This window comes from Caenispirillum bisanense (genome assembly GCF_039523075.1).
Lineage (GTDB): Bacteria > Pseudomonadota > Alphaproteobacteria > Rhodospirillales > Rhodospirillaceae > Caenispirillum > Caenispirillum bisanense.
Genome location: NZ_BAAAEP010000076.1, coordinates 1 through 13,790, shown reverse-complemented (window position 1 = coordinate 13,790; position 13,790 = coordinate 1). Strand labels below are relative to the sequence as shown.

Genomic DNA, 13,790 nt, shown 5'->3' with positions numbered 1-13,790 from the left:
CGGCCGCGCAGGGCGACGGCAAGCCCGGGGCCGGCGGCGTCGAGTCCGGCTTCGGCGAAGATGGCGGCGGCGTCCAGCGGCAGCGTCACCAGCCCGACATAGGCACCGCTGCGCGGCTCGCCGCCGGCGGGGGAGCGATGCACCGGCATGCGGCCGATGAGGGCGGTGCCGCCTTCCACCAGTTCCACCGGCCCGGCCACCACCACATCGCGGGCGGTGATGGCGCGCAGGGCGGCCTCCCGCTGCTCGGGGTGCAGCGACAGGTCGAGGCCGATGGCCGATTCGTTGCCGGCGCGGGGATGGATGTAGGCGATGGTGGTGCCGCGGGCGAAGGCCATGCTGCGGATGTGGCGGCCCTGGGTGACCAGATCGCGGGCGAGGGTGGTGAATTCCTCCTCGCTCAGTTCGGGGTGGCCGGCGATGTAGGCGGCCATGCCGCGCAGCAGCAGGACGTTGCGGTTGACCACCGTTTCCAGCTGGGCCCGCAGGGTGGCGGCGCGGTCGGTGACGCTGGCGCGCTCCGCCGCCGTCAGCGAGGCGGCGACCATGCGCTCCACCCCCGCCAGCAGCAGGGCGGTGACGAGGAAGGCGGCCAGCGCCGCCCAAACCGGCCGGCCGCCGTTGCCGCCGCCCCTGCCGCTGGATCGTCGCACGCCCATTGCCGCTACCACCCTGGTTCCACCGCAGGTAGCCTAGACGGCACCCCTGCCCGCCGGCAATCCGATAGAGGATCTACGACTTCGGTCGGCGGCGCCGGCCGCACCGGGGCCTGAAAAGAGCCTTGCCGCCCGCGGGGGGCGGGCGGCAAGGCGGCATGCGGGCAAACGCCGGGGGAGAGGGAGAGACGTCAGCTCGCACGCACCTGGACGAGGAAGTTCTGCATTTCGCGGCCCAGGCGGGCGGCCTGTTCCTGCAGTTCCTCGGACGCGGTCAGCACCTGGCCGGAGGCGGCGCCCGTCTCGCCGGCGGCGCGGGTGACGCCGGCGATGTGGTTGCTGACCTCCTGCGTGCCGTGGGCCGCCTGCTGGACATTGCGCGCGATCTCCTGGGTCGCCGCCGTCTGTTCCTCCACCGCCGCGGCGATGGTGGACGAGATGGAGTCGATTTCGCCGATCGTGCGGGAGATGGACTGGATGGCGTCCACCGTATCCTTGGTGGCGGACTGGATTTCGGCGATCTGGGCGCCGATCTGGCCGGTGGCGTGGGCGGTCTGGTTGGCCAGCTGCTTCACTTCGTTGGCGACCACGGCGAACCCCTTGCCGGCATCACCCGCCCGCGCCGCCTCGATGGTGGCGTTGAGCGCCAGCAGGTTGGTCTGCTCGGCGATGTCGGTGATGAGCGCCACCACCTCGCCGATCTTCGACGCCGCGCCGGCCAGGCCGCGCACCAGGCTGTCGGTGCGTTCCGCCTCGCGCACCGCCTGGTGGGCCACCTGCGACGACTGCGCCACCTGACGGCCGATCTCGGCGATGGAGGCGTGCAGTTCCTCCGACGCGGCGGCGACGGTCTGCACGTTGCTCGACGCCTCTTCCGACGCCGCCGACACGAACTCGGCCTGGCGGCTGGCGCTGGCGGCGGCATCGGCCATGGTTTCGGCCGTGCTCTTCATCTGCGCGGAGGCGGCGGTCACGGCCGAGACGATGCCGCCGACGGCGCTTTCGAAGTCGTCCGCCAGCCCCTGCATGAGGGCGCGGCGTTCCTCCTCGGCGCGGCGGTCGGCCTCTTCCTTCTCCGCCTCGTGGCGGCGGTTGGCCTCGGCGTGATCCTTGAACACCTGGACGGCGGCGGCCATGCGGCCGATTTCGTCGCTGCGGCCGCGGGCCGGGATGTCGACCGACAGGTCGCCGTCGGCCAGCCGGGTCATGGCGTCGGTCATGGCCCGCACCGGGCGCGACAGGCCGGTGCCGAGGGCGATGGCCAGCACGCCGCCGATCACCAGCCCCAGGCCGCCGACGATGGGGGTGACGGTGGTGGCGGTGGCGGTTTCGGCCAGGGCCGCTTCCTTGATGCGGGTGGCTTCGGTCTGGGTGGACTTCAGCAGACCGTCGACAGCCGTCTGCAGCGAGCGGGCGCGGCCGGCGAGCGACGACTCCATCATGCTGCGCAGCTGGGCGGCGCCCATCTTGACACTGGCGAAGGTTTCGGCGGTGGTCTGCAGGGCGGTCTTCAGGGTGTCCAGGTTGGCCCGCTGGCGGTCGGTGGTGAGGCTGTAGCCCACCAGATCCAGCGGCGTCGCCAGGGCGCCCAGGTTCTCGGCCACCGCATCGGCCGCCTTCGGGTCCTGGTCGGCCAGGAAGTCGGCGATGTTGTAGCGCAGCAGCACCGCATCCTCGCGCGCCGGGCGCAGGTAGGAGGCCGCCTCGGCATTGCCCGACAGCAGCGCGTCGTCGAGCATGATGGAGATGGTTTCCAGCACCGCCTGGGCGTTGGGCTGCAGCACGTCGGCCACCTGCTTGTCCCAGGCGCGCTGCGCCTCGGCATAGCGGTTGAAGGCGGCGACGTAGATGGTGAACGACTTTTCCGCCGCTTCCGCCGTCTCGCGGGTGGCGTCGTCGTGGGCGCGGCTGACCGCCTGGGCGAACAGCGGCTTCAGCTCCGCCGCCACGGTATCGAAGTCCTTGGCCTTCAGTTCGTCGCGGCTGGCGGCGAATTCCTGGGCGCGCAGGCGCAGTTCGGCGAAGCGGCCGGTGATGGCGAAGGTGACTTCCTCGGTCACCACCATGTCGGCGAAGCGCTGCACCTCGGTGCCCGTGCGGGTGGCGCTGACCATGGCCGCCCCGGACACCGCCACCAGCACCAGCAGCACCGTCGAGATGCCGAGGATGATCTTGGTGCGGATGCCCATGGTCAGGCCGAAGCGGGAGGCCCCCGGCTGGCGCGGTACCCTCTTCATGTGATGCTCCCCTGTCTCGTCGGCCGCCTTGGGCGGTCCGCTGCAGTTCTTCTTGTCTGCAACATGCTACGAAAGGCGGAGGCAATCGCCAACCGGGGAAATCGGGTATCCATCAGGCGGGAAAAGGTGTACGGAGCAAAAGGTGGCCGGCAGCACCCTTATTTCCTGCTCAACCACTCCACCCGCCAGCCGGCACCTGAGTCCCGCCCAAGCACGGCCGTCAGCCACGGCAGCAGGGCGCTCGCCTGATCGGCCAGCAGCCACGGCGGATTGATGATGACCATGCCGGTGCCGGTGAGCCGGTTGCCGGGATCGGGGGACGTGATGGTCAGTTCGGTCAGCAGCACGTCGCCGAGGCCGGCGCCGGCGAGCGCGCCGTGGAAGCGCGGCACCTGGCCGCCGCCCTTCACCGGATACCACAGGGCATAGATGCCGGTCGGCCACTTGGCATGGGCCGCCTGCAGGGTCTCGATCAGGCGGGCGAATTCGTCCGGCTGCTCGAACGGCGGGTCGATCAGCACCAGGCCCCGGCGCTCCTTGGGCGGGACGTAGGCCTTGAGGGCGGTGTAGCCGTCCAGGTGCACCACCTTCACCTGGCGGTCGCGGGCGAACTCGGCCTTCAGGGCCTCCACGTCCTCGGGGTGCAGTTCCACCGCCACCAGCCGGTCGTCGGGGCGCAGGAGGGCGCGGGCGAGGCGCGGCGAGCCGGGGTACCACCGCCCCGGCCGGTCGGCGGCGACGGTCGCCAGGGCGCGGCGGTAGGGTTCCAGCTCCGGCGGCGGCGACTCGGCGGCGAGAACGCGGCCGATGCCGTCGTCCGATTCGCCCGTGCGCCGCGCCGGCTCCGAGTCGAGGTCGTAGGCGCCGAGTCCGGCATGGGTATCGAGCACGAAGAACGGCTTGTCCTTGCGGGTCAGGTAGTCGACCACCAGCGCCAGCAGCGCATGCTTGACCACATCGGCGAAGTTTCCGGCGTGGAAGATATGCCTGTAATTCATGGATGCCCTGTGCCCTTTACATGAGACTTGCACGTTTCCGCGGGTCGGAGCATATAGCGCGACCGGGGCGGAAGAACAGGGCAGCAGTGCTGTCCCGAGTCGGGGGTCAGACTCCTGCTCCGTTGATGTTATTCGGTTCATTGTTCGCTGCCATGGATGATGCGCCGCACCGAAGACGGCTCTCCGCCGGCATCCGCAGGGGCTCCGGCGGGGCCTGCGCCGGTCCCGCCGCGGGGGGTGGAACGCCTTGCTGGCCGGGGGTTTTATGGCTTTCGGCAGGGGGGAGGACGCGGCCGCGTCACGGCCTTGTCACCGTCTGTTCACTTTCGCGAATTCGATCCCACGGTTTGATATTTTTCACTTTCGCGAAGAAGGGTGGCTACGCATTATGCAGACGCCCGCCCCGACGGGATGCCCACGCTTTTTTTCTCTGGAGATTTTGATGAAACGGTTTGTCGTGTCCTCGACGGTCGCCCTGGCCGTCGCCTTCCTGGCTGCCTGCTCCTCGACCTCGGACGAGGCCGGTGCTGCTGCCGGTACCGGTGCGGGCACCGCTCCGGCTTCCGCCGCCGCCTACGCCCCGGGTTCCGCCGCCGAGTTCCAGGCCGTGGTCGGTGACCGCGTGTTCTTCGACTTCGACAGCTATGCCCTGACCGCCCCGGCCCAGGACACCCTGCGCAAGCAGGCCGCGTGGCTGAAGCAGTACCCGGAGCGCAAGCTGACCGTCGAAGGGCACGCCGACGAGCGCGGCACCCGCGAGTACAACCTGGCCCTCGGCGAGCGTCGCGCCAACTCCGTGCGCGAGTTCCTGCTGACCCAGGGCGTGAACGGCGCCCGCCTGAAGGTCGTCTCCTACGGCAAGGAGCGCCCGACTTGCACCGACGCCGCCGAGGCGTGCTGGTCGCAGAACCGTCGCGGCGTTTCGGTCGTCGAGTAATCGACGCCACGCCACGGCGTACCCGGCGCCGGCCTTCCGCCCAGGCCTGATGGCTGCGGAAGGCCGGCCGCCGCAAAAAAGACCCTTTCCGCGCCATAAAAAGCGCGATTTTCCGTCCTAGACCTGTGGGCATGCGGGCGCTGCGGCCTGCACCTGTCGGCGCGACGGGCGCCGTTCGGGACGACGATCTTGGGGACCCCTGGAATGTACCGTTTCGCGACGCCGCTTGCCGTGCTCGCCCTGATCGGCATGACTGCCGGCCCGGCCCTCGCCGCCGAGCAGCCGGTGCCGGATCGCAAGCCCACCAAGGGCACCATCACCCTGGTCAACCGGGCCGAAGCGCCGGAGTGCGCCTTCACCGGCAAGCGGGTGGTGTCGCTGCTGTCGCGCGACGACGTGGTCGCCGCCACCGAGTTCCGCCAGTTCTACCAGGCCTTCGACTGCCCCGGCCTGCACCTGGCCGCCGCCTTCGGCTGCGCCGTCGACGTGCCCGAGGATGTCGAGGAACCGGTCAACGACCGCATCGAGCGCTGCTGGGAGCAGCCGTCGTCGCGCCCGCTGCCGACCGTTGCCGCCCCGGCGGAGGCCGCTCCGGCCGCCGATGCCCCGGCCGCCGACGCCGCCGGCAAGCCGCCCGCCGAGGCTGCCAAGCCCGCCGCCGAGGCTGCCAAGCCGGCCGCCAAGCCCGAGGCGAAGACCGACGGCAAGCCCGCCGCCGGCGCCGCCGGGACCGCCCCGGCCCCCGCCAAGACGCAGTAATCACGCCTATCGCTTTCCCTTTTCGGTTCCACGCCGGCCAGGGCCCGCATTCCGCGTCAGGCACCGCCGCTCTTGCTCCAAGGAGCACGCCGTCCATGAGGATCCTTGCTGCCGCCGTCGTCGCAGGCTGTGTACATGCGGCGCTGTGGTATGGGGGCCACGAGCGAATCCTGCCGCCGGACGCACCGACGGCCATCGAATCGCTGTCGTTCAGCCCGTTTGCGGCGAACCAGGACGCCGAGAAGCCGACCTTCATCCCGCGCGAGCAGATCGAGAGCGACATCAAGGCGGTGGCGCCCTACACCCGCATGGTGCGCACCTACTCGGTCGACGCCGGCCAGGATGCGGTGGCGGAAATTGCCGGCAAGCACGGCGTGACCGTGATGCAGGGCATCTGGATCGGCCATGACGAGGAGCGCAACGAGCGCGAACTGGACATCGGCCTGCAGATCGCCCGCCAGCAGTCCAACGTGCGTGCCCTCATCGTCGGCAACGAGGTGATCCTCCGCAACGAAAAGACGCCGGAGGAGATGATCCAGATCCTGCGCGACGTGCGCCAGAAGACGCGCGTGCCGGTGACCTATGCCGAGGTCTGGAACCTGTGGCTGGACCATCCGAAGCTCGCCAACGAGGTGGACTTCATCTCCGCCCACGTGCTGCCGTACTGGGAAGGCATTCCGGCCGAGCAGGCGATCCAGTATGCGCTCGATCGCTACGCCGACCTCAAGCGCGCCTTCCCCGGCAAGAAGATCGTCATCGCCGAATTCGGCTGGCCCTCGGCCGGCACCAACGTCAAGGCCGCCCGCCCCGGCGCCCTGGAGCAGGCGGAGCTGACTCGCCGCTTCATGGTCGAGGCCGACAAGCGCGGCATCGACTACAACATCGTCGAAGCCTTCGACCAGCCGTGGAAGACGGGTGAAGGCGCGGTCGGTCCCTACTGGGGCGTGTTCGACGCCAACCGCCAGCCCAAGTTCGCCCTGGAAGGCATGGTGGAAAAGCCCCATCGCCTGCCGGTCGCCGCCATCGCCATCACCATCGGCGTGCTCGCCACCGTCATCGGCCTGCGCCGCCGCAAGCCGACCCTGGCCCACGCCATGGTCTACGCGGGCGCCGCCAACCTGGTGGGTGCCGGCATCGCCATGGCCGCCGCCTGGCCGTTCATCTACTACTGGAGCGCCGGCACGCTCATCAGCTGGGCCTTCGGCCTGGCGCTGGTGGTGCCGCTCATGCTCATCACCCTCGGCAAGGTGCACGAGATCGCCGCCGTGGTCTTCGGCCGCAAGCCGGGCCGCCTGATCACCGAGGTGGTGGCGCAGGCGCCGGCCGGCTACGCCCCCAAGGTGTCCATCCACATCCCCGCCTACAAGGAACGGCCGGAGATGCTGATGGCGACGCTCGACAGCGTGGCGGCCCTCGACTACCCGAACTACGAGTGCCTGGTGATCGTCAACAACACGCCGGAGCCGGAATACTGGGAGCCCATCAAGGCCCACTGCGAGCGCCTGGGCGAGCGGTTCAAGTTCCTGCACCTGCTGAACGTCAAGGGCTTCAAGGCCGGCGCCATGAACCTGGCCCTGCAGTCCATGGCCGACGATGCCGAGGTGATCGCCGTCATCGACGCCGACTATGTGGTCGACCGGGCGTGGCTGAAGGATCTGGTGCCCGCCTTCCACGATCCCAAGGTGGCGCTGGTGCAGGCGCCGCAGGACCACCGCGACGGCCGCGAGTCGCTGTTCAAGACCATGATGAACGCCGAATACGCCGGCTTCTTCGACATCGGCATGGTCCAGCGCAACGAGGACAACGCCATCATCGCCCACGGCACCATGCTGATGGTCCGCCGCAGCGCCTTCGACGAAGTGGGCCAGTGGGGCACCGACACCATCGTCGAGGACACCGAACTGGGCCTGCGCCTGTTCGAGGCCGGCTACTCGGCGCACTACACCGCCCGCCGCTACGGCTGGGGCCTGCTGCCGGACACCTTCAAGGCGTTCAAGACGCAGCGCAACCGCTGGGCTTACGGCGCCGTGCAGATCATCAAGAAGCACTGGCCGCACATGCTGCCCGGTCGCCGCACCCTGTCGGCGAACCAGAAGTCGGCCTTCGTCACCGGCTGGTCCTACTGGCTGTCCGATGCCCTGGGCGTGGCGGCCGCGCTGATGAACCTGGTGTGGGTGCCGTTCCTGCTGTTCGTCGGCGTCGCCATGCCGGAAACCACCCTGACCATCCCCATCCTGATGGCCTTCGTGGTGAACATCGCCCACTGCGCCATCCTCTACCGGGCCCGCGTCAAGGCCTCGTGGGGCGAGATCGCCGGGGCCGCCTTCGCCGCCATGAGCCTGCAGTGGACCGTCGCCGCCGCCGTGCTCACCGGCTTCGTGAAGGACAACCTGGCGTTCAAGGTCACCGACAAGGGCGGCAAGGCCAAGAAGGCGGCCGGCGCCAAGGCCGATGACGCCGCCAAGTGGGAAGGCCGCGTCGGCATGGCCCTGCTGGTCTCGGCGGTGGTGCTGACTGTCACCAACACCAAGGAAGTGACCGAGCTGTACCTGTTCGCCGCCATCCTGGCGACCCAGAGCGTGCCCTTCCTGTCGGCGGTGATGATGCGCGGCGCCGAGTGGCTGGCCAGCCGCAAGCCGGCGCCGGTGGTCTCCGCCCAACCGGTGGGCGAGGCGGTGTCGTAACCGGCTGCTGCCGCGCAGTCGAAACGGGGGCGGCCGGCCGTTGCTGGCCCGCCCGCAGAAGTCAGGCCGGAACCGCTGGAAATTTCCACGGCTCCGGCCTTTTCTTTTGAGGTATCATCGGTGTAGGGCCCGCCTGGGCCGCGCTGCAGGGAGGGATCGCCGCCATGACCACCTATCGACTGACGCCCCTGCGGGGCAGCGGCTGGCACCGCCTGGGCCTGCTGGCCGCCGTCGGCTTCCTGCCCGTGACGGTGATGCTGTGGTCCACCGGCGCCTTCGGCGGCGGCGAGATCGGCCTGACCTCGGCGGTGATCTTCTATGTCGCCGCGCTGGTGCTCACCGTCGTCTTCGCCTTCGGCATGGGCTGGGCCCTGAAGGGCTTCGCCGTCCGCACCCATGGCGAGGACGGCGAGGAGGAGGAGCGGCCGCACCGGCGCGAGGGGCCGGGCGCCGGCCCTGCCGCCGGCCACGGCCATGCCCCGGCGGCTGCCGGCGGGCACGGCCCGGCCGCCGCCGCGGCGCATCCGCCGGCCGGGCGCGGCGGTGCCCATCCCCCTGCCCATCGCTGAGCGGCGGCCGCAGGGCGGCGCGACGGCTGGCGATGCCGGCGGCGGTCAGCGGACCAGCCGGCCGCCTTCCACCAGGGCGCCGTCCACCGGGTCGTGGATGCAGGTGAATTCGTAGGTGGCGGTGCGGCCGATGGCTTCGATGGTCACCAGCACCGTATAGGCGTTGGGGCTGGCATCGGCCTTGGCTTCGGCGTCCACGATGTGCAGGTCGGGAATGGTCGGCAGCAGGCCGGCGGCGGAAAGCACGCAATCCTTCTGTTCCAGGGTTTCTCCCTGGGCAGACGCGGCGGCAGGCACCAGACCCGCCGCAAGGAACGGAGCGGCGGCGGCGACGGCAAGCGACAGTCTCATGATGTCCTTCCACACATTCCTCTTCCCGCACCGCAGGCCGCAGGCGGGGGCGGCGCAGGAAGCGGCCGCACTATAGCACGCTTTCGATCACGCCAATAAAAACTTCCCCTGTATTTGTTGGGTGCGTGCTCTGGAAAAACAATGGCTGCGTACCCATAATACCGCCGCGCGCGCACCCGTCGCGCCGGCAGGTGCGGATGGGCCGCGCCGCCGCCCTGAAGGAGCAGCTCTGCTTCCATGGTTTACCTGCAATTGCTCGCCGGCCTCGTCCTCCTGCTGGTGGCCGGCGATCTCCTGGTGCGCGGCTCGGTGGCCGTGGCCCGGCGGTTCGGCGTTTCGCCCCTGGTCATCGGCCTTACTCTGGTCGGCTTCGGCACCTCGCTGCCCGAGCTGATGGCGAGCGTGCAGGCGGCCCTGATGGGCGCCCCCGGCATCGCCGTCGGCAACGTGGTCGGGTCCAACATCGCCAACATCCTGCTCATCCTCGGCGCCGCCGCGGTGCTGCTGCCGGTGGCGGCCGGCGCCAAGGGCCTGCGCCGCGACCTGCTGGTGCTGACGCTGGCCACCGCCGCCCTGCTCGGCCTGGTGATGATCGGCGTGCTGCCGCGCTGGGCCGGCGCCGTGCTGGTGCTGGCGCTGATCGCCTACACCGGCAGCGCCCTGGTGCTCGACCGCCGCGAAAGCGCCATGGCCGACCTGCGCGCCCACGAGACCGAAGCGGCCGAGGCGCTGCCGCCGGCCAACCTCGGCCTCGGCGGCGGGCTCGCCTTCACCATCGGCGGCCTGGCCGGCGTGGTGCTCGGCGCCCGTTTCCTGGTCGAGGCGGCGGTCACCCTGGCCGAGGCCTGGGGGGTGTCGGAAACCATCATCGGCGTCAGCATCGTCGCCGTCGGCACCTCGCTGCCGGAACTGGCCACCAGCGTCATCGCCGCCCTGAAGAAGGAAAGCGACGTCGCCCTCGGCAACGTCATCGGCTCGAACATCTTCAACATCCTCGGCATCCTCGGCGTCACCGCCATGGTGATGCCGCTCGACGTGCCGGCGGAAATCGTGCAGCGTGATGTGTGGGTCATGCTGGCCGCCACTGCCGCCCTGATCGCCGTCGTGCTGCTGCGCAAGCAGATCGGCCGCCTGGCCGGCGTGGCGTTCCTGGCCGGCTATGCCGCCTATGTGGCGGTGCTGGTGATGGCGGCCGGCGCCTGAGGCGCCGCCGCCCCTGACCTTATCTGTCCTTCTGGAGTTTCCGGGCCATGCGCTCGTCCATCACCATGATGCTTGCCACCGCCGCCGCCTGCGCCCTGCTGGTGGGCGGCGAGGTCACCGCCTTCGCCTGGTTCCTCGACCTGATGGCCACCGGCTACCTTGACCTCAGCATGGCCACCTTCCGCCTGCTGGCCCTGGTGGGCATCGGCCTCGGCCTTGCCGCCTTCGGCTGGACGGCCGTGCGCGTGTTCCGCATCGAGCAGAAGCTGGCGGCGGAACCCCCGCAGGCATGACGCCGGCGCCTGCCGCTCCTCCCAAGGCCATCGTCACCGGCGGCGCCCAGGGCATCGGCCGGGCCATCGTCGAGCGCCTGCTGGTGGAGGGGCGGCATGTGGTGCTGCTGGACGCCGATGCCGCCGCCGTGGCGGCGGTGGCGCCGCAGCTTGCCGGGCTCGGCACCCTCACTGCCCGGGTGTGCGACGTCGCCGACGAGACCGCCGTGGCGGCGGCGGTGGCGGAGGTCGCCGCCGCGCCGGGCGCCCTGACGGCGGTGGTCGCCAATGCCGGCATCATGATCCGCAAGCCGGTGACCGACCTGTCGCTGGCCGAGTGGCGGCGGGTGATCGACGTCAACCTCACCTCCGCCTTCCTGCTGGCGCGGGCCTGTGCGCCGCTGATGACGGCGGCCGGCGGCGGCGCCATGGTCACCATCGCCTCCACCCGCGCCCACATGAGCGAACCCGACACCGAAAGCTACAGCGCCTCCAAGGGCGGCCTGCTGGCGCTGACCCATGCCCTGGCGGTCAGCCTGGGGCCGGCGGTGCGGGTGAACTGCGTGTCGCCGGGGTGGATCGACGTCTCCCGCTCCCGCACCGATCCCGCCGCCCCGGCCGAGGCCCTGCGGCCGGTGGATCACGCCCAGCACCCGGCGGGCCGCGTCGGCCGGCCGGAGGACGTGGCCGAACTGGTGTCGTGGCTGCTGTCCGACCGCAGCGGCTTCGTCACCGGCAGCGAGTTCATCGTCGACGGCGGCATGACCCGCCGCATGATCTACGCCGACTGACCGCCGGCCCCGAGCCCCGGCCCGGCAAAGAAGGCCAGCAGGTCGGCCGCCAGCCCCTCCGGCACCTCCTCCGCCATGTGGTGGCCGCAATCGAGGCCGCGGCCGGACAGGGCGGTGGTCCATGGCCGCCACACCGCCAGCACGTCACCATAAAGAAGCTCCAGATCGTCGCGCCGCGACCACAGCACCCGCGTCGGGCACTGCAGCCGGCGGCCGGCGCGGCGGTCGTCGGCATCGTGGCGGTGATCGACGGTGAGGCCGGCGCGGTAATCCTCCAGCATGCCGTGGATGACCGCCGGGTTTTGCACCGCGGCGGCGAAGTCGGCATAAGCCTCCTCTCCCATGGCCGCCGGCGAGCCGCCGTACCACGCCAGCGGGTCGGCGCCGATGGCGCGCTCCGGCCGCTCCGGCTGGGCGAAGAAGAACCAGTGCCACCAGCGGGCGGCGAAGCGGGCATCGCAGCGCTCCAGCGCCTCCAGGATCGGCACGCCGTCGAGGATCGCCAGGTGGGTGACCGCCTGCGGATGGTCCATGGCGGTGCGGAAGGCGGTATAGCTGCCGCGGTCGTGGCCGGCCAGGGCGAAGCGCTCGTGCCCCAGATGGCGCATCAGCGCGATGCAGTCGCGGGCCTTGGCGCGCTTGGACGAGCCGTCATGGTCGGGGCTGTCGGCCGGGATGGTGGAGCCGCCGAATCCGCGCAGGTCGGGGCAGACCACCGTATGATGGGCCGCCAGCAGCGGTGCCACCCGATGCCAGGTGGCATGGGTGCGCGGGTGGCCGTGCAGCAGCAGCACCGGCGGGCCGCTGCCGCCGTGGCGCACCCGCAGGGTCGCCTCGGGCAGGCGGATGTGCTCCAGGTGAAAGCCGTCGAACATGCCGTCTCAACGGCGACGCCAGCGCCCCGGTTCAGGCGCTGCAGGAGGCACCGCCGAGGACGCAGAAGGTGGCGCAGTGGGGATGGGCCAGCGGCACCTCCCGCCGGCTGTCGGCCAGGGTGGCGCCCAGCTCGAAGCGCGGGTCATAGGGCAGCAGGGTGCAGGCCAGCACCGCCGGGCGGTCGGCGCCGCTGCGCTTCACCACCATGCGGGCGCTGGCGCACATGACGTCATCCGGGCTCTTGCCGAGGATGCCCCAGCAGGCGGTGGAGATTTCCGGCACGTCCCTGCCGGCGTCCATTTCGGGGAACAGCACCAGCTGGCGCGGGTCTTCGGCGTCGAGCGTCAGGCCGTGGCGCCGGAACAGGGCGCCATAGCCGGCCCGCGCCGCCGCCAGGCTCTCGCCCCAGCGGCTGCGACCGGCGACGGCGGCGCCGATGCCGTGACGGTCGAGCCACTGCAGGCCGTCGAGGGCGGCGGCAAAGGCGCCGGCCCCGCGCTCGGCATCGTGGCAGGCGGCGGTGTGATGATCGAGCGAGACACGCAGCGTCAGCCGGTCGCCGTGGCGGGCGTGCAGGTCGAGCACCTGGGCGCGGCGGTGGGTCATGGGCTTTATGGCGTTGGTGAGCACCAGGACCCGGAAGCCGCGCTCCAGCGCCGCTTCCAGCAGCGGGATGATGTGCGGGTTCATGAACGGCTCGCCGCCGGTGAAGCCGATCTCGCCGGTGCCGAGGGCGGCGGCCTCCTCAAGAAAGGGCAGTGCCTCCGCCGGGGTGATGTAGGCGAGGCGGTCGTTGCGCGGGCTCGACTCGATATAGCAGGTCGGGCAGGCGATGTTGCACAGGGTGCCGGTGTTGATCCACAGGGTGTCCAGGCGGCGCAGGCTCACCCGCGCCCGCGGCTCGCCCCGCAGGGTGATCTGCGGGTCGCGGAACTTGCCGGCGGCGAGCGGCGGGCGGCGGCCATCTTCAGGCACGGGCGGTCTCCCTGCGGTGGGCATCGGCGTGGCTTCGGCCAGCATGACGGGGCGGGGGCGCGGCAGGCAACTCACGACGGCGTGGGGCGGCGGTGCGGAGGCTCTTGCGCCGGCCGCCGCGCCTGCCTATAAAAGGCCGACGCGCCGGGCGACCGGCGTGCTGCGGGTGTAGTTCAGTGGTAGAACGACAGCTTCCCAAGCTGTATGTCGTGGGTTCGATTCCCATCACCCGCTCCAGCTTCCTCCTTCTCCGGTGGATGACGGTATCCGGCCTCGGCCGGCCGGTCGCGCTTTGCGGGGGAGGAAACGGCGGCTTCACGAAACGGTCAAATTTGGGTGTTGACAGCCCTGCGGCCTTTGCGTAGAAACCCGCCTCCCGACGACACGGACGCCGCCGCAAGGCAGCAGAAGAGACGAAGGGAAACCGGAAAAAACCGGTTGACAGTTTGGGGTTGGTTGAGTAGAAACCGGCCTCCTTCGGC

General features: G+C 70.7%; 13 protein-coding genes and 1 tRNA gene. 8 read left to right on the top strand and 6 right to left on the bottom strand.

Annotated elements, in window-relative coordinates; translation table 11 throughout:
- The 3 genes from ABD056_RS21305 to ABD056_RS21295 all read right to left on the bottom strand — a co-directional run.
- The coding region (locus ABD056_RS21305; RefSeq protein ID WP_343870104.1) for a CHASE domain-containing protein at positions 1-653 on the bottom strand (653 nt) is incomplete at its 3' end.
- Between the two features lie 194 nt (positions 654-847).
- Positions 848-2,893, bottom strand: a complete 2,046-nt coding sequence (locus ABD056_RS21300; protein WP_343870101.1) for a methyl-accepting chemotaxis protein — start codon at positions 2,891-2,893, stop codon at positions 848-850.
- Positions 2,894-3,051: 158 nt separating this feature from the next.
- Positions 3,052-3,891 (bottom strand): 23S rRNA (adenine(2030)-N(6))-methyltransferase RlmJ, encoded by an 840-nt coding sequence (locus ABD056_RS21295; protein WP_343870099.1) that lies wholly within the window; start codon positions 3,889-3,891, stop codon positions 3,052-3,054.
- 442 nt (positions 3,892-4,333) lie between these two features.
- Between ABD056_RS21295 and pal the strand changes: the two genes are divergently transcribed.
- The 4 genes from pal (at position 4,334) to ABD056_RS21275 (ending at position 8,840) form a co-directional block, all read left to right on the top strand.
- Positions 4,334-4,828 (top strand): peptidoglycan-associated lipoprotein Pal, encoded by a 495-nt coding sequence (pal, locus tag ABD056_RS21290; RefSeq protein ID WP_343870097.1) that lies wholly within the window; start codon positions 4,334-4,336, stop codon positions 4,826-4,828.
- Positions 4,829-5,032: 204 nt separating this feature from the next.
- Positions 5,033-5,587, top strand: a complete 555-nt coding sequence (locus tag ABD056_RS21285) for a hypothetical protein (protein ID WP_343870095.1) — start codon at positions 5,033-5,035, stop codon at positions 5,585-5,587.
- Between the two features lie 95 nt (positions 5,588-5,682).
- Positions 5,683-8,271, top strand: coding sequence for a glycosyltransferase family 2 protein (locus ABD056_RS21280; protein ID WP_343870093.1), 2,589 nt, complete (start codon positions 5,683-5,685; stop codon positions 8,269-8,271).
- A gap of 164 nt (positions 8,272-8,435) precedes the next feature.
- Positions 8,436-8,840 (top strand): hypothetical protein, encoded by a 405-nt coding sequence (locus ABD056_RS21275; protein ID WP_343870090.1) that lies wholly within the window; start codon positions 8,436-8,438, stop codon positions 8,838-8,840.
- 45 nt (positions 8,841-8,885) lie between these two features.
- On the opposite strand, the gene ABD056_RS21270 is transcribed toward ABD056_RS21275, so the two are convergent.
- On the bottom strand, positions 8,886-9,191 hold the full coding sequence (locus ABD056_RS21270) for a hypothetical protein (protein ID WP_343870089.1): 306 nt from the start codon (positions 9,189-9,191) through the stop codon (positions 8,886-8,888).
- Between the two features lie 237 nt (positions 9,192-9,428).
- Here ABD056_RS21270 and ABD056_RS21265 point away from each other — a divergent pair, with 237 nt between their 5' ends.
- The 3 genes from ABD056_RS21265 to ABD056_RS21255 are packed head-to-tail and all read left to right on the top strand — an operon-like array spanning position 9,429 to position 11,457.
- Positions 9,429-10,394, top strand: coding sequence for a calcium/sodium antiporter (locus ABD056_RS21265; protein ID WP_343870087.1), 966 nt, complete (start codon positions 9,429-9,431; stop codon positions 10,392-10,394).
- A gap of 47 nt (positions 10,395-10,441) precedes the next feature.
- Positions 10,442-10,687 (top strand): hypothetical protein, encoded by a 246-nt coding sequence (locus ABD056_RS21260; RefSeq protein WP_343870085.1) that lies wholly within the window; start codon positions 10,442-10,444, stop codon positions 10,685-10,687.
- Positions 10,684-11,457, top strand: a complete 774-nt coding sequence (locus ABD056_RS21255) for an SDR family oxidoreductase (protein WP_343870083.1) — start codon at positions 10,684-10,686, stop codon at positions 11,455-11,457. Before ABD056_RS21260 ends, ABD056_RS21255 begins: the two co-directional genes overlap by 4 nt.
- Here the strand turns inward: ABD056_RS21255 and ABD056_RS21250 are convergent.
- Positions 11,445-12,332, bottom strand: coding sequence for an alpha/beta fold hydrolase (locus ABD056_RS21250; protein WP_343870081.1), 888 nt, complete (start codon positions 12,330-12,332; stop codon positions 11,445-11,447). The two genes, ABD056_RS21255 and ABD056_RS21250, sit on opposite strands and share 13 nt — an antisense overlap.
- Positions 12,333-12,363: 31 nt before the next feature.
- Positions 12,364-13,308, bottom strand: a complete 945-nt coding sequence (locus ABD056_RS21245; RefSeq protein WP_343870079.1) for a radical SAM protein — start codon at positions 13,306-13,308, stop codon at positions 12,364-12,366.
- A gap of 162 nt (positions 13,309-13,470) precedes the next feature.
- Between ABD056_RS21245 and ABD056_RS21240 the strand changes: the two genes are divergently transcribed.
- Positions 13,471-13,545, top strand: a tRNA-Gly gene (locus ABD056_RS21240).
- The last annotated feature ends 245 nt before the right edge of the window (positions 13,546-13,790 follow it).

What these genes read in the sequence shown, in the direction of transcription:
- ABD056_RS21300 (WP_343870101.1), bottom strand. Translation starts at nt 2,893, where the DNA reads ATGAAGAGGGTACCGCGCCAGCCGGGGGCCTCCCGCTTCGGCCTGACC.
- ABD056_RS21295 (WP_343870099.1), bottom strand. Translation starts at nt 3,891, where the DNA reads ATGAATTACAGGCATATCTTCCACGCCGGAAACTTCGCCGATGTGGTC.
- pal (WP_343870097.1), top strand. Translation starts at nt 4,334, where the DNA reads ATGAAACGGTTTGTCGTGTCCTCGACGGTCGCCCTGGCCGTCGCCTTC.
- ABD056_RS21285 (WP_343870095.1), top strand. Translation starts at nt 5,033, where the DNA reads ATGTACCGTTTCGCGACGCCGCTTGCCGTGCTCGCCCTGATCGGCATG.
- ABD056_RS21280 (WP_343870093.1), top strand. Translation starts at nt 5,683, where the DNA reads ATGAGGATCCTTGCTGCCGCCGTCGTCGCAGGCTGTGTACATGCGGCG.
- ABD056_RS21275 (WP_343870090.1), top strand. Translation starts at nt 8,436, where the DNA reads ATGACCACCTATCGACTGACGCCCCTGCGGGGCAGCGGCTGGCACCGC.
- ABD056_RS21270 (WP_343870089.1), bottom strand. Translation starts at nt 9,191, where the DNA reads ATGAGACTGTCGCTTGCCGTCGCCGCCGCCGCTCCGTTCCTTGCGGCG.
- ABD056_RS21265 (WP_343870087.1), top strand. Translation starts at nt 9,429, where the DNA reads ATGGTTTACCTGCAATTGCTCGCCGGCCTCGTCCTCCTGCTGGTGGCC.
- ABD056_RS21260 (WP_343870085.1), top strand. Translation starts at nt 10,442, where the DNA reads ATGCGCTCGTCCATCACCATGATGCTTGCCACCGCCGCCGCCTGCGCC.
- ABD056_RS21255 (WP_343870083.1), top strand. Translation starts at nt 10,684, where the DNA reads ATGACGCCGGCGCCTGCCGCTCCTCCCAAGGCCATCGTCACCGGCGGC.
- ABD056_RS21250 (WP_343870081.1), bottom strand. Translation starts at nt 12,332, where the DNA reads ATGTTCGACGGCTTTCACCTGGAGCACATCCGCCTGCCCGAGGCGACC.